14 protein-coding genes are annotated in these 14040 nt (G+C 68.8%); 5 read left to right on the top strand and 9 right to left on the bottom strand.

Features of this window, described 5'->3' with window-relative positions; translation table 11 throughout:
- Positions 1-8: 8 nt before the first annotated feature.
- Complete coding sequence (locus RGU41_RS10995) at positions 9-1937, top strand: glycoside hydrolase family 127 protein (RefSeq protein ID WP_322136217.1); 1929 nt, start codon at positions 9-11, stop codon at positions 1935-1937.
- Between the two features lie 94 nt (positions 1938-2031).
- On the opposite strand, the gene RGU41_RS10990 is transcribed toward RGU41_RS10995, so the two are convergent.
- Complete coding sequence (locus tag RGU41_RS10990; RefSeq protein ID WP_198413436.1) at positions 2032-2685, bottom strand: TetR/AcrR family transcriptional regulator; 654 nt, start codon at positions 2683-2685, stop codon at positions 2032-2034.
- A gap of 124 nt (positions 2686-2809) precedes the next feature.
- Between RGU41_RS10990 and RGU41_RS10985 the strand changes: the two genes are divergently transcribed.
- Positions 2810-4270, top strand: coding sequence for an MFS transporter (locus RGU41_RS10985; RefSeq protein WP_134563969.1), 1461 nt, complete (start codon positions 2810-2812; stop codon positions 4268-4270).
- Positions 4271-4329: 59 nt separating this feature from the next.
- Here RGU41_RS10985 and RGU41_RS10980 read toward each other — a convergent pair whose 3' ends face one another.
- Positions 4330-5010, bottom strand: a complete 681-nt coding sequence (locus RGU41_RS10980; RefSeq protein WP_134558269.1) for a cation transporter — start codon at positions 5008-5010, stop codon at positions 4330-4332.
- A 251-nt stretch (positions 5011-5261) separates the two neighbouring features.
- On the opposite strand from RGU41_RS10980, the gene RGU41_RS10975 reads away from it, so the two are divergent.
- Positions 5262-6314, top strand: a complete 1053-nt coding sequence (locus tag RGU41_RS10975; RefSeq protein ID WP_322136216.1) for an iron-containing redox enzyme family protein — start codon at positions 5262-5264, stop codon at positions 6312-6314.
- Positions 6315-6325: 11 nt separating this feature from the next.
- Here the strand turns inward: RGU41_RS10975 and RGU41_RS10970 are convergent, their stop codons facing one another.
- Complete coding sequence (locus tag RGU41_RS10970) at positions 6326-7600, bottom strand: MFS transporter (protein ID WP_241987485.1); 1275 nt, start codon at positions 7598-7600, stop codon at positions 6326-6328.
- A 64-nt stretch (positions 7601-7664) separates the two neighbouring features.
- A complete protein-coding gene (locus tag RGU41_RS10965; RefSeq protein WP_135100929.1) occupies positions 7665-8075 on the bottom strand; it encodes a GNAT family acetyltransferase in 411 nt (136 codons plus the stop codon).
- A 59-nt stretch (positions 8076-8134) separates the two neighbouring features.
- On the opposite strand from RGU41_RS10965, the gene RGU41_RS10960 reads away from it, so the two are divergent.
- Positions 8135-8419, top strand: coding sequence for a helix-turn-helix domain-containing protein (locus tag RGU41_RS10960; protein WP_134558272.1), 285 nt, complete (start codon positions 8135-8137; stop codon positions 8417-8419).
- Positions 8420-8461: 42 nt separating this feature from the next.
- On the opposite strand, the gene RGU41_RS10955 is transcribed toward RGU41_RS10960, so the two are convergent.
- The 3 genes from RGU41_RS10955 to RGU41_RS10945 are packed head-to-tail and all read right to left on the bottom strand — an operon-like array spanning position 8462 to position 9759.
- Positions 8462-8947 carry an aminoacyl-tRNA deacylase gene (locus RGU41_RS10955; RefSeq protein ID WP_134448309.1) on the bottom strand — a complete coding sequence of 162 codons (486 nt, stop codon included), beginning with the start codon at positions 8945-8947 and terminating at the stop codon, positions 8462-8464.
- A 51-nt stretch (positions 8948-8998) separates the two neighbouring features.
- Positions 8999-9151, bottom strand: a complete 153-nt coding sequence (locus tag RGU41_RS10950) for a hypothetical protein (protein WP_322136215.1) — start codon at positions 9149-9151, stop codon at positions 8999-9001.
- A 23-nt stretch (positions 9152-9174) separates the two neighbouring features.
- A complete protein-coding gene (locus RGU41_RS10945) occupies positions 9175-9759 on the bottom strand; it encodes an SDR family oxidoreductase (RefSeq protein WP_322136214.1) in 585 nt (194 codons plus the stop codon).
- A gap of 191 nt (positions 9760-9950) precedes the next feature.
- Between RGU41_RS10945 and RGU41_RS10940 the strand changes: the two genes are divergently transcribed.
- A complete protein-coding gene (locus RGU41_RS10940; RefSeq protein ID WP_322136213.1) occupies positions 9951-10814 on the top strand; it encodes a helix-turn-helix transcriptional regulator in 864 nt (287 codons plus the stop codon).
- Positions 10815-10825: 11 nt separating this feature from the next.
- On the opposite strand, the gene RGU41_RS10935 is transcribed toward RGU41_RS10940, so the two are convergent.
- A complete protein-coding gene (locus RGU41_RS10935) occupies positions 10826-11752 on the bottom strand; it encodes a Ppx/GppA phosphatase family protein (RefSeq protein ID WP_134448313.1) in 927 nt (308 codons plus the stop codon).
- Positions 11753-11788: 36 nt separating this feature from the next.
- Positions 11789-13957 (bottom strand): Ig-like domain-containing protein, encoded by a 2169-nt coding sequence (locus RGU41_RS10930; protein WP_322136212.1) that lies wholly within the window; start codon positions 13955-13957, stop codon positions 11789-11791.
- Positions 13958-14040 lie beyond the last annotated feature (83 nt).

The raw sequence follows: 14040 nt of genomic DNA, 5'->3' as shown, positions 1-14040 counted from the left end.
CACGACACATGCCTTCTCTTATCGCACCCCCGACACTCCGCGGAGGCCCCGTGCGGCCGTCGACGAGCGCGCTGCGGGCACTCGGACCGGACGAAGTGTCTCTCACCGGGGGATTCTGGCAGGAGAAGCAAACCCTGAACTCCGAAGTCATCCTCGACCACTGCCAGCGGTGGATGGAGCGGATCGGGTGGATCGGGAACTTCGATCGCGCCGCCAACGGCGCGCTCGGCAGCGACCACGCCGGGATCGAGTTCGTCGACTCCGAAGTGTACAAATTGCTTGAGGCTCTGGCCTGGGAACTCGGACGAAAGCCCGACGCCGATCTCGAATTCAGATACCGCGCCCTGGTCGCCCGTGTCGAGTCGGCCCAGGAGGCCGACGGATACCTGCACACGAGCTTCGGGCGCTCCGGGCAACCGCCGCGCTATTCGAACCTGGAATGGGGACACGAGCTCTACTGCTTCGGGCACCTCATCCAGGCTGCCGTCGCGCGGCTACGGTCCGGTTCCGATGACGAGCTCGTGCGGGTGGCTCGGCGTCTCGCCGACCACGTCTACGGCGAGTTCGGGCCGGACGGTCGTGACGCCGTCTGCGGGCATCCCGAGATCGAGGTCGCCCTCGTTGAATTCTCCCGAGCGACAGGCGAGCCGCGCTACCTCGAACTCGCCCGCATCCTCGTCGAACGTCGTGGGCGCGGCCTGCTCGTACCCGACAGGTTCGGAGCAGAGTATTTCCTCGATGACATGCCGGTGCGGGACGCCACCGTTCTCCGCGGTCATGCGGTGCGTGCGCTGTACCTGGCTTCGGGCGCCCTGGACGTGGCCGTCGAGACCGACGATTCGGCGCTCGCGAGCGCGGTGGCCGCGCAGTGGGACAACACCGTGGCCAGGCGCACGTACATCACCGGCGGCGTTGGATCACACCATCTCGACGAAGCATTCGGCGAAGACTACGAGCTGCCGCCGGACCGCGCCTACGCGGAGACCTGTGCTGGAATCGCATCGGTGATGCTGAGCTGGCGCCTGTTGCTGCAGACCGGCGACGCCAAGTACGCGGACCTCATCGAGCGCACACTCCTCAACAACATCCTCGCCTCCCCGCGCGCCGATGGCCGGGCGTTCTTCTACACCAACACCCTTCACCAGCGCGTGGACGGTACCGTGCCGGAGGAGGATGAAATCAACGCGCGCGCGCAGTCCAGCCTTCGTGCTCCCTGGTTCGAGGTGTCGTGTTGCCCGACGAACATCGCCCGCACCCTGGCCAGCGTCAACCTGTACTTCGCAACCGCAACGGAAACCGGGGTGCAACTGCACCAATACGGCGACTATGACGTCGCGACGAATCTTGCGACCGGCCAGATCGCCCTCGAGGTGAGAACGGGCTACCCGTTCGACGGTACCGTCTCGGTTCACATCCGCGAGGCGCCGGAAGCGGAATCATCGGTCTCCCTGCGCATCCCACGGTGGGCCATCGGCCGCGCCGTCGTCACGGTCAACGGGGCACGAGTCGATTGCTCCGGATCGACGGTCACCATCAGTCGCGCCTTCCGCGCAGGTGATCAATTGACGCTCGACCTGCCGATGGCGCCGCGGGTGACCCACCCGCATCCGTCGATCGACGCGGTCCGCGGAACGGTCGCCATCGAGCGTGGCCCACTCGTGATGTGCCTGGAATCCTGCGACCTCCGGGAGGGACACGACCTCGCAGGCGTGTCCATCGACGATCGCGTCGGCCTGACCGAGACCGTGCGGGGAGCGCGGGTGCACGCGCAGTCAGCCCAATCGCCGAATCCTGACTGGCCCTATGGCCACGACGGCGGGTTCACGGCTGAGAATGCCGCCTGTGACGTCGAGCTCATTCCCTACTTCGACTGGGCGAACCGTGGCCCGTCCACGATGCGCGTCTGGCTCCCGGTCGCGACGCGCCCTGATCATTGAACCGAGTGTGATGCGAGCCCGGTGACAGCCTCGCAACGAGCCGTCGTTCCCAGCTGTTGCCTTCTCGGGAAAACCTGACCCCACCCGGCGGAAGTCAGGGGCGGGCGTCGGGTGCAGGCTCCAGGAGTGCGGCGAAAACGTCGCCGAGTGGACCGGCCAGGTCTCCTGCGGAGGCCGATGACAGGGCCTCCAATCCCGAGGTGGTTCGCAACAGCACGATGCCGAAGCCGACGGACAGGGCGATCTGGGCGCGCAGCATGAGATGCTCGGTTTCGGCGTCATCCGGCCGCCAGCCGGCGGCCGCGGCCAACCGTTCGGCGAAATGACGGAACGTATTACGGCGGATCCGTTCCGCCGATTCATCCCCGGAGGAACGCAAGAGCAGGAGGAGCCCGAGCGGATGCTCACCGCTCGGCAGCTCCGCGAGGTGCCTGAGCATGGTCTGCAGCATCAGCTCAACGGTGTCGCTCTCCGGGATCGGGCGGTCGAGCTCTTCAACGGCACGGGTCAGGCACGCCTCGAAGAGGCCTTCCTTGGATGTGAAATACCGGTTGATCAGTGCCACGTTCACGCCGGCGTCCGTGGCGATGTCCCGGACCGTCGTCGCCGCGTAGCCGTCGTGCGCGAATCGACGCCGTGCCGCCTGCAGCAGGCACTGCCGCGTATTGGCGGCGTCGCGCTGCCGGACGCCGCCCGGGGCGTCGGACTCGGAGGGGGCGGCATCGATGGTCGGCATACCCGGTGTCATGGCATCCTTTCGTTCCCCTCCACGGTACAGGCCGGCAGAACCGATGTAAACATGCTTTGACTTACGGGCGATCATGGCTATGCTGGCCTAAGTCGCCAACTGTTTACATAGCATCCGGAGAGATATGTCCCAAACAACCGAACGGCCGGCCACGGGCTCGATTCCGACGCCCGCCCGTAGCCGAAACAGCACGCTCATCGTCCTCTACCTGTCCCTCGGTGGCCTGGCCTTCTCGGTCCTGCAGTCGCTCGTCGCCCCGGCACTCGCGACGATCGGGAAAGACCTCGGCGCCTCGACCGCCGATGTCAGCTGGATCCTGACGGCGTATCTGCTGTCGGCATCCGTGTTGACGCCCATCCTGGGACGTCTCGGCGATATGGTCGGCAAGCGCCGGATCATGATCGTCGTGCTCGCCCTGCTCCTCGCGGGCACCGTATTGGCGGCGCTCGCCCCCAACCTGGGTGTCCTGATCGTGGCCCGCGTGCTGCAGGGTGCGGCCGGTGCGGTGATGCCGCTTTCGATCGGCATCGTGCGCGATGAACTTCCGCACGAGAAGGTCGGGGTGACCATCGGGTTGCTGTCGGCGATCTTCGGCGTCGGTGCCGGGGTCGGCATCGTCGCCGCGGGACCCATTGTGGAGAACCTGTCCTGGCCGTGGCTGTTCTGGCTGCCGGGAATCCTCGTCGTCATCGCCCTGCTCGGTGTCATCTTCGGGATGCCGGAGTCACCGGTCAAGCGACCCGGCCACCTCGACGTGCTCGGTGCTGTCATCCTGACGGTCGGCCTCGTTTCGCTTCTCCTGGCGATCAGCAAGGGACAGTCCTGGGGCTGGGACTCCGGCAGCACGATCGGCCTCCTGGCCCTCGGCGCCCTCGCCCTCGTCGTGTTCGTGTTCGTCGAGCTGCGGGTGAAGGAACCCCTGATCGACATGCGCCTGTTCAAGATCCGCGGCGTGTGGACGGCGAACGTGGTGGGACTCGTCTTCGGTTTCGCCATGTTCGGCACCTTCGTCCTCGTGCCGACGCTGCTCCAGCTGCCGACCGTGACGGGCTACGGCTTCGGCGAGTCGGTGTCCTCTGCCGGCCTGTTCCTGCTCCCCACCGTGCTCATGATGGTGGTCTTCGGTCCCGTCGCCGGCATCCTCGTGCGCAAGATCGGCCCGAAGCCGCCGATGGTCTTCGGCGCCCTCTTCGTGACCGCCGCATTCGTGATTCCCGCACTCAACCACGCCGAACTCTGGCAGGTCGTCGTGTCGGGCCTGCTCACCGGTGCCGGCATCGGCCTGGCCTTCGCAGCGATGTCCAACGCGATCATCGAGAGCGTGCCGATCCACCAGACCGGAGAGGCGAGCAGCGTCAACACGATTGCGCGCACCATCGGCAGCAGCATCGGCACAGCCGTGATCGCCGCGTTGATCACGTCGCACAGCACCTCGCAGGGCCTGCCCCTGGACGACGCCTTCACGATCGGCTTCTGGGTCTGTGCCGCCGTGGCCGTTGTCGCGATCATCGCAGCGCTCGCAGCGCCGTCGATGAGCAAGCGCCGCGAGCAGGCACTCGCCCTCGGCGTCGAAGACCTCGACTGAACGCAGTGCCCGGACCGGGACCCCTCGGGGACCCGGTCCCTTCGGCTGTCGGAGAGAGCTCAGTCGCAGGGATCGACCGTGCGTTCGCCGGTCAGTGCGGCCACGGGAACGGCGCAGGTGTCGCCCTTCCACGCTTCGATTCCTTCCCGGACCGCGAAGCCGGCGATGAACAGCGCCGCGAGCGAGTCCGCCCACGCCCAGCCGAGCAGGGTATTCAGTAACAGCCCGATCAGAAGAGCGGCCGAGAGGTAGGCGCAGATCAGGGTCTGCTTGGAATCAGCCACGGCTGAAACCGAGCCGAGTTCGGTCCCGGTGCGACGTTCCCACCAGCTCAGGAACGGCATCACGAGCAGGCTGGCCATGGCGAGCCCGATGCCGACCGGGCTGTGCACGGCCTCCCGGACTCCGAAGAGGGACAGGGTGGCGTCGACACTCACGTAGGCGGCGAGCCCGAAGAACGAGAAAGCGATGACCCGCAGGGCGACCCGTTCGCGCTTCTCCGGATCGGGTGCGGAGAACTGCCACGCGATCGCGGCGGCGGACAGGACCTCCACGATGGAATCGAGGCCGAACCCGATCAGCGCGGCCGAGGTGGCGACGGTTCCGGCGGCGAGGGCGATGATGGCCTCGACCACGTTGTAGCTGATCGTGATAGCGACGATCCAGCGGATCCGGCGCTGCAGGACTCCTCTGCGCCGGGGATCCAGGCCGCGCGACGGCGCACCCGTCTCTGGCTTCATGCTCGGGTATCGCGGCAGAATGGAACACGACTCAGCATTCCCTGACTGTATCGCAGAGCATGACGCGTCGGTGAGGAAGCAACATTCGGATGATCGTGACGATTCGCCTTCGGGGTACGTCCTATTAGTGACTGTTCCCAATTCCGATCCGGCGAACAGTCCACGCCTGCCCCCTCTCTACGGTGGAGGGCGTTTGAATCGTCCCGCCGGCCTGCCGGCGCGACTCGATCGCAGTACTGGAACGAGGCTTCATGCTCCCCTCCGCCCTTGCCCGTGCGGCCCTGTCGGCCCGCGGCCCGGTCAGCGAGCGGCTCCTCGCCGCGCTCTCCGAGTCCACTGAAACGGGAGGGTCCGGCCTGGCCGGGTTCGAGGCGCTGGCCGCACGTGCCCTCGGCCGAGTCCCGGACATCCTGGTCGACGAGGACCTGCAGCTGACTCTGTTCCTGCTGTACCGCCTGCACTACGACGGTGTCGTGCCGGGCGACGACGAGTGGGAATGGCATCCCGCCCTCCTGGCTGCACGTGTCGTCCTCGAGCGCGGTTTCGAGGCCGCATTGCGGGCCTCGGCGCCGCAGCCTCCGATTCCCGCGGCGACCCGCGACGACGTCGCCCGTGCACTCTTCACCCTGACCGGGCACGAGCACAACCCAGGCCTGGCACTCTACGTGGCGCGCGCGGCCACCGGGCAGCAGGCCGTCGAGTTCCTCGTCCACCGCTCGGTCTACGCGCTCAGAGAGGCGGATCCGTACGCCTGGGGAATCCCGCGCCTGGCCGGCCGGTCCAAGTCGGCACTCATCGAAATCCTTGCCGGTGAATACGGCGGCGGCCGGGTCGAGCGGATGCATTCGGTCCTTTTCGCGGATGCCCTGAGGGCGGCGGGGCTCGAGGGAGACTACGTCGCATCCGTCGACGCGGTGCCGGCTGTCACGCTCGCTTCCGTCAACGCGATTTCGATGTTCGGGCTCAACCGGCGCCTGCGTGGCGCGCTCGTCGGGCACCTGGCCGCGTTCGAGATGACGTCGGCGATTCCCAGCCGCTTGTACTCCGATGGATTCCAGCGCCTCGGTTTCGACGACAGTGTGGCCCGGTACTTCGATGTGCACGTCGAAGCCGGCTTCGCGCGTGAACAATCGGCCTGCCGGGCCCTCGCCGGTTCGCTCGCCGAAGATGACCCGGAGGCGGTCGGCGACATCATGTTCGGAGCGAGCGTGTTCCTGACTCTTGATGACCGTCAGTCGGCGCATCTGCTCGGCAGCTGGGCGGGCGGCTATCCCTCACTGCGAGCGGAGCGGAGCAGCCGGTAGACACGGCATGCTCAGGCAGCAGCGGTGCGGCGGGCGCCGGCGGCCCGGTTGATCGACCAGGTCACGACGACGCCCACCAGGATCATGGTGGCCAGGCCGAGGCCGGAATAACCGACGGCGCCGAGCACCAGACCGGCCAGGGCGCCGCCGAGGGCGCCGGCCGCGTTCATCGACAGGTCGGAGAAGCCCTGCAGGGCCGCCCGGTCATTCAGCCCGACCGCCTCGCCGATGAGGGCTGAGCCCGCGACGACGGATGCCGACCAGCCGAGGCCGAGCAGGATCAGGCCAGCGGTCATGGCGGTGCTCGAGTCTCCCGCGAGCCAGAAAAGCGTGAGCGACGACAACAGCAGGGCCTGGCCGGCGAGGATGACGGGCATCCGTCCTACCCGGTCGGCCAGCCAGCCGAACACGGGGGAGAAGGCGTACATGCCGGCGACGTGGAGGCTGATCGTGAGCCCCACGACGGTGAGGGTGGCGCCGTGCTCGCGCAGGTGCACCGGAGCCATGGACATCAGGGCGACCATCGTGGCGTGGCTCAGGGCGATCACCGCGACGGCATAGCGCGCGGAAGGGGTGGAGCGCAGGATGTCCAGGCCGCCGCGTGGGCGCGGCGCGGCGGAATCCGTCCCCCGGGACCTGAGCGCCGTCAGCAGTGGGTCGGGCCGGAGCCCGACCGTGTACACGATCGCCGCGCCCACCGTGGCGAGCAGGGAGAACGCGAAGGCACCCGTCATCGGGGGCAGGCCGAGGAAGGCGCCGACGACCTCGCCGGGGCCGAACAGGTTCGGTCCGAGAACGGCGCCGATCGTCGTGGACCAGACCACAATCGACAGATCGCGGGCCCGGAAGGCCTGGCTCGCCAGGTCTGTGGCGGCGAATCGGGCCTGCAGGTTGGCGGCCGATCCGGCGCCGAGCATCATCAATGCCAGGAGCAGGAGAGCGAAGACGTTGACGGAGACCGCGGTGATCGCAAGCACGGCGCCGGCGCCGGCAACGAGCGAACCGGTCGCAAGGGAAAGTCGCCGCCCCCTGGCCTGGGCGAGCCGGGCGAGGGGCACGGCGACGAGGGCCGCGCCGAGAGTGCTCATCGTGGCGGCCATGCCCGACCAGGAGCTCGACCCGGAGAGCTGAGCCGCCAGAAGGGCACCGAGGGAGAGTGTCGCCCCCATGCCTATTCCGCCGAGAATCTGCCCCGCGACGAGTACGCCGACGACCTTGCGCTGCAGCGGTCCGTGGGCGGGTTGCCCGGCCAGCGAGGTCTCGGCGGCTGACGGTTCGTTGGACACAGGTGCCTTCCGTTCGTTGCTGATTCCGGCATACCCATAGGGGTATCGATGACAGGCTATCGCTTCAGCGGAGCCATTTCGCGCGAACCTGGACATCGGCGTCCTCGTAGCCGAGGCGATCATAGAAGGACAGTACTGCCGCATTGGCCGAGCGGACCATCAGCTGCAGCTTCACGACGCCACGTTCCCGGAGCCAATCCTCCGCGGCGACCATCAGTCGCCGTCCGAGTCCGGTACCGCGGTGGGTGTCGTCGACGGCGAGGTAGTACACCCAGCCTCGGTGGCCGTCGTGGCCGACCATCACGGTTCCGACGAGGGTCTTCCCGTCGAACAGCCCGAGCACGGTCGATGTCTCCCCGGCCAGCGCGCGCAGCAGGTCGAGCTCGGGCGGGTTCCAGGGTCGGGTGAGTCCGGCCTGGTCCCAGAGCGCGGATGCGCTACCGAGGTCCGCCGGAGTCAGATCGGCTATGTGCATGACCCGATTCTTCCACTTCCGGTCGGAGGCTCTTTCGGAGCGCGACAGATGGCGGTTGAATGTCCGCGACAGCCGCTGTGTCACCCAGCCACCGTGCGATGCGGGAGGAACCGATGCTCGAGCATGCGCCGCGCCGAAGCGCCAGGATCGCCGAGGAGATCCGCGGCGAGATGGGGTACCAGGGCCGGACCCTGAAGGAGCTGTCGGCGGCGACCGGAATCTCGATGGCCATTCTGCGTCGACGGCTCACCGGGGAGAAATCGTTCTACGTCGAGGAACTCGAGCGGATCTGTCGCTACCTGAACATCTCCGTGATCGACCTCATCGAACGCACCGAGCTGTAGCCGGCAGCCGGCCGTCGCCGGCGCTGCGGTTACGCGCCGTGGTTACGCCCGCGGCTTGAACGGGTCGGTGATGTCGGCCACGGTTGCGCCGTAAGCGTCGATCAGGGCGTCGGCGTCGACGAATGCGGAGTAACCATGCTCGCCCGCGCCCATCGCGACCCGGTTGCCGCGCAGGCGTTCGTCGGCGAAGACGGGCCAGGGGGTCGTGCTGCCGAGCGGGGTGATGGTGCCGCGGGAGTAGCCGGTCGCCGCCAGGGCGACGTCCTCGTGCGGGAGCGAGAGCTTGTTCACGCCGACGAGTGCGCGCAGCTTCGCCCAGCTGATCTGCCGGTCGCCGGGCACGAGCGCAAAGAGATAGTCGCCGTCATGCCGCTTGACGACGAGCGACTTGACGATGCCGGACGGGTCGATCCCGAGGAGCCGTGCGGCGCTTTCGAGGCTGTCGGCCGCGGGCCGGGGGACGATGTCGATGTCGAGTCCGCGGGCGCGGGCATCCGCCGCCACCCGCTCACGCCCCGTTTCAGTCATGGGGCGAGTCAACCACATGCGGGGTCTGAGCGGTCGGCGACCCCGCCCGGCTCAGTGACCGCCGAGCAGCCGGAGCACCCGGTCGTACGCGCCGTCGGCCTCAGCGAACCGCAGGAACTTCACGTTCTCCACCGTGACCTGCTCGACGTCGGGTTCGGCCTCGAGTATGCCCATAACCTCCGACAGGAAGTCGTCCAGCGGCATGGCCTGCTCGCTGTTCTCCTGGTTCAGGAGCGTCGTGCGGACGGCGGGGGAATCAGCTCGAGCACCTGCACCGAGGTGCCGGACAGCTGCACGCGCAGGCTTTCGGTCAAGGAGTGGATGGCGGCCTTGGTCGCGTTGTACGTCGGCGTCATCGGCAGCGGAACGAACGCCAGTCCCGAGGACACGTTCATGATGACCGCGTCGGGCTGTCCGATCAGGAACGGCGTGAACGCGCTCAGCATCCGCAGCGGCCCGAGCAGGTTCGTCGTGACCGTCGCTTCTGCGGTCGCCAGAAACCCGGAATCGAGCAGGTTCTCGGGGAGCATGATGCCGGCCATGTTGACCAACACATTGAGCTCGGGGTGCTCGGCGGTCACGGTGCGGAATGCACTCGCTATCGAGTCCGGGTCCGTGACATCGAGAACGAGAGACTCGATGCCGTCGTTCTCGGCGACGATCGCGTCGAGGAGTTCCTGTCGGCGCCCGGCGACGATCACCGTGTTCCCGGCCTGGTGGAAGCGCAGCGCGAGGCCGTGCCCGATGCCGGACGTGCCGCCGGTGATCAGAATGGTGTTGCCTGTGGTCTTCATGGTGTCGCTTTCTCTCATGCGCTCGTCGACGGTGTCGACGGTGCCGGGTGTCAGTTGTCGCGCGGCGTGCGCCGCCGGTGACGGATGCGCGGTGTTACGACTCTGCCGCCTCCTGTCCGCCGGCGGGAGAGGAGCCCTTGTCCACGGACCGGCGATCCCTGTCACCGGTCGCGTTAAGCGGTGATGATGGGGAGATGGACGTACGAGGAATGGACAGACCGGGGCTGGCCGATTTCCTGCGCAAGCGCCGCGAGCTGCTGCAGCCGGAAGATGTCGGTCTCATGAAGGGACCGCGGCGGCGGGCCACCGGCCTGCGGCGGGAGGAAATCGCGAATCTCGCCGGCATGTCCGTTGACTATTACGCCCGGCTGGAACAGCAGCGTGGCCCCCAGCCATCCGACCAGATGCTGGCCGCCATCGCCCGAGGACTCCGCCTGAGCCTCGACGAACGCGACCACCTCTTCCGGCTGGCCGGTCACACGGCGCCCCCGCGGATCCGGCGGACCGACCACATCAGCCCGGCCCTCCTGCGCGTGCTCGACAGGCTCGACGACACTCCCGCCCTCGTGCTGTCCGACCTCGCAGACACCCTGGTGCAGAACCGGCTCGCCACCGCACTTCTCGGGGACCAGACCCGCCATTCCGGCCTGGCCAGGAGCGCCTTCTACCGGTGGTTCACCGATCCCGACGAGCGCCGGTACTACCCGGAGGCCGCCCATGCCCACCAGGGCCGGATCCAGGCCGCAGGTCTCCGGCTGGCGTTGACGGCCGGCGGCCCCGACCACCGGGCCGAACAGATCGTGGCGCGGCTGCTGCACCTCAGCCCGGAGTTCGCGGCCCTGTGGGACCAGCACGAAGTCGCCGCACGCTTCGACGACCACAAGACCATCGTGCATCCCGAGCTCGGCGAGATCGAGCTCGACTGCCAGGCGCTGTTCACCGAGAACCAGGCTCAGACTCTCCTGGTGCTGACGGCCGCGCCCGGCACCCCCGGCTACGACAAGCTGCAACTACTCGCGGTGCTCGGCCAGCAACGATTCGCTCCCGATCCGTCGGCCGCAGCGGGTGCCTAGCCCAGCCGGGGTCAGCCGAGCCGGTCGAGGTAGCGGAGGATGATGCCCTCGCGGAGGGCCCAGGGCGAGACCTCGAGTTCGTCCACCTTCAGGGCGGCCATCGCTGCCTGGAGCACGATCCCGCCCGCCACGATCTGGAATGTGCGGTTGGCGGTGATACCGGGCAGGGCGGGGCGGGCGTCCGCAGGAATGCGGGCCAGCCGGGGTACCCAGTCCGCAAGCTGGGCGCGGCTGAGCAGCATCCGCTCACCCGAACCGAAACCGTCCGAGGTATACCCTGCGAGCTTCGCCAGGGACCTGATCGTCTTGGACGAGCCGACGACGTGGTGCGGGGCCGGCTGTCCGGCGAAGGATGCGACGGCCTCGGCGAGCACGTCGGCCGCGTGTGCGCGCAGGGCCGCAACCTCCTCGGCGAGCGGGGGATCGTGGTGCAGGAATCCCACGGTCGTGCGCCCGGCGCCGAGCGGGACAGAGAGGGCCACCGCCGGTGTCTCATTCGCGCCGGCGGCGATCTCGAGCGACCCGCCGCCGATGTCGAACAGCAGGATGTCCCGAGCCGACCAGCCGTACCACCGTCGCACCGCGAGGAAGGTGAGGCGGGCCTCGTCCTCGCCGGAGAGGACCTGCAGGGCGACGCCGGTCTCCCTCTCGATCGTCGCGAGCAGTTCCGGGCCGTTCGTGGCGTCGCGGAGGGCGGAGGTCGCGAAGGGGAGCAGGTCGTCGACCTCGTGCCGGCTCGCGACGTCGGCCGCGTGCTGCACCGCGGACAGCACGGCAGCGCAGCCCTCCCCGGTGATCGCCCCTTCCGGGGTGAGATACCGCATCAACCGGAGGACGGCCTTGTCGGAAGCCATCGGGACCGGCTGGGCGCCGGCATGGGCGTCGACGACGAGCAGGTGGACGGTATTCGAACCGACGTCAATGACTCCGAGGCGCACAGTCTGACGATACCAAGCCGGAGGACACGTCGTCGCCTACAGGGTGGGCTCAGGGACCACGAAGCGCTGCCATGCCCAGGCGCTGACGCTGAGGGCCGCGAAGAGACCGGAGGCGACCCACATCAGGGTCACGCTGCCCTCGCCGTGCCACAGTCCGACGACGGGGTTCAGCACGGCGAACATGATCGTGAAGGCGGCGAGGGTCAACCCGATCCAGGCGAGCGGCGACCAGGCGACGATGCTGCGCCCGCTCGTGCTGCCGATCGGGATGAGCACGAGAAGCGCCGATCCGATCGCGGTCAGCACGACGCTGTTGGCGACCTCGGCGGCGAGCAGGTCCCCGAAATCCGCGCCGGTCGGCAGTATCCCGAGCACGAGCCAGCCGAGGAGCGCGAGCGCGAGCAGGCTTCCGGCACGCAGCGCCGCAAGCTGGCCGCGATGGATCGCGCTGTGGCCGCTCGAGACGGCGACGCTGCCGAGCAGCCCGAAGAGCAGTGCCGGATGGATCTCGAACGCGCGCGAGCCGAGCGCGGTCACCGCGACGAGCAGCAGGTACCGCGGCAGGAATGTGACGGATGCCGGCACGCCCCACACCCGCGAGCTCCACCACTGCGGCACGAGGGCTCCGACCGTGTTGACGACGATGAGGGCGAGCATGACCGCGAGCAGCAGTCGCAGGAAGGCCGGCTGACTCGACACGGTGCCGGAGAGCATGATGAGCGTCGCTGCAGCGGCGACCGAGGCGGCCGCGATGAGCCAGCGGTTCACGATCACGGTGGGGGCCTTGTCGAATTCCTCCCTCGCCTGGTTGCGGCCGGAGAGGGCGGCCGTGTTCCAGAGCGGGCGGCCGTCCCGTGCCCGCACGATCGTGCCGCTCAGCAAACGGGCGGGAATGACGAGGAGCACGAGGGCGCCGATGGCGAAGAGTACGGCCTCGAGCCAGGAGAAGTCGGCGTTCGCGCCCGGCGGCAGTACCGCGCTCGTGAACTGGGTGGGGTCGTTCCAGCCGCCGGGGAGGGCGGGATCATGTCCGGATGACGAACCGCCGCCCGGTGGTGCCGGTGCGACCGCCGTCGGGGTCGCCGAGGGTGCCGGGGTGGCGGTGGCGCTCTCGGACGGTGTGCCGGGCGCCGACGCCGGAGCCGTGGCTGTCGGGGAGCTGCTCCCTGCCTCGGCAGAGGGCGACGACGACGGAGGGGTGGCCGACGGTGATGCGTCCGGTGCGGGACCGAAGTCGACGCCGAGGCCGGGGCTTCCCTGGCTCTGGTTGCCTGCGGCATCCTGTTGGGCGGCGATCACGAGGTGGTTGCCCGCGGCGACCGTGCCTGTCGCGGTGCAGGCCCAGGCTCCCGCGGCGACGGCGACGGTGCACAGCGAGTACGGGCCGGCGAACACGGTGACGGTGGCGCCGTCCTCACCCGTCCCCGTGTACGTCGACCCCGTCTGGGCCACCCGCGCGCCGGCGGTCGGTGACGAGACGACGGGAGCGGCGGGCCGGTCGAAGTCGAAACGGATACTGAGCGCTGCACTGTCGTTCGACCAGGAGGGCGCGCTGAACCCGGTCTGCTGCGCTGCCGTCACGGTGTGGATGCCGCTGCTCGGCAGGTCAGGGAAGGTGCACGCCCACGCCCCTCCCGTGTCTGCCGTCGCCGGGCAGCTCTCGCCGGTCGACACCGTGGCGACGACGGATGCCCCCGGGTACGCGGACCCCCGGACGGTTCCGTTCGACGCCGGGTTGCCGAGCGGCCCGCCCGTCACGACGGGTTCACCGAGGACGTCGATGGTCTCCTCGGCGGTGAGGCTCGAATCGCCTGTCACGACGACCTTCAGCCGGACGTTCTGCCCGCTCGGGAGGTTTGCGGGGCAGGACCAGTCCGTCGACGGGGTGGCTTCGATGATGCAGAGCGGGTCGCCCTCACCGGGGTTGAGGAGCTGGATCTCCTGATTGGCCGCGCGAGTGCCGGAGACCGTCGTGGTCGAGCGGCCGACGAAGGTATGGGCCGGAGGACTGTCGATCGTGGGGGATGGCGAAAGCGGGGTTGCGGCCGGCCCGCTCGGGGGCGGGGCGGGGGAGGTCGCGGCGCGGGCGGCATCCGTGCCCGGCAGGAAACCGCCGAGGCTCAGGAGCAGAAGCGCCGCGGTGACGAGGAATACCGGCGCGACCAGCCGGATCGGTGACCGGGCGTGACGAAGCGCGATGGGCATCCGCCGCGGCCGTCGACCATGACGGGCCTGCGGCGGGCCGGGGCAAGCGAAACGTGAGCGATGCATAGGTCCCCCTGCCTCCA

Origin of the sequence: Cryobacterium sp. 10C3 (genome assembly GCF_034314285.1) — a bacterium.
Lineage (GTDB): Bacteria > Actinomycetota > Actinomycetes > Actinomycetales > Microbacteriaceae > Cryobacterium > Cryobacterium glucosi.
Note: the sequence above shows the minus strand (reverse complement) of the source record. Positions and strands in the feature narration are given on the sequence as shown.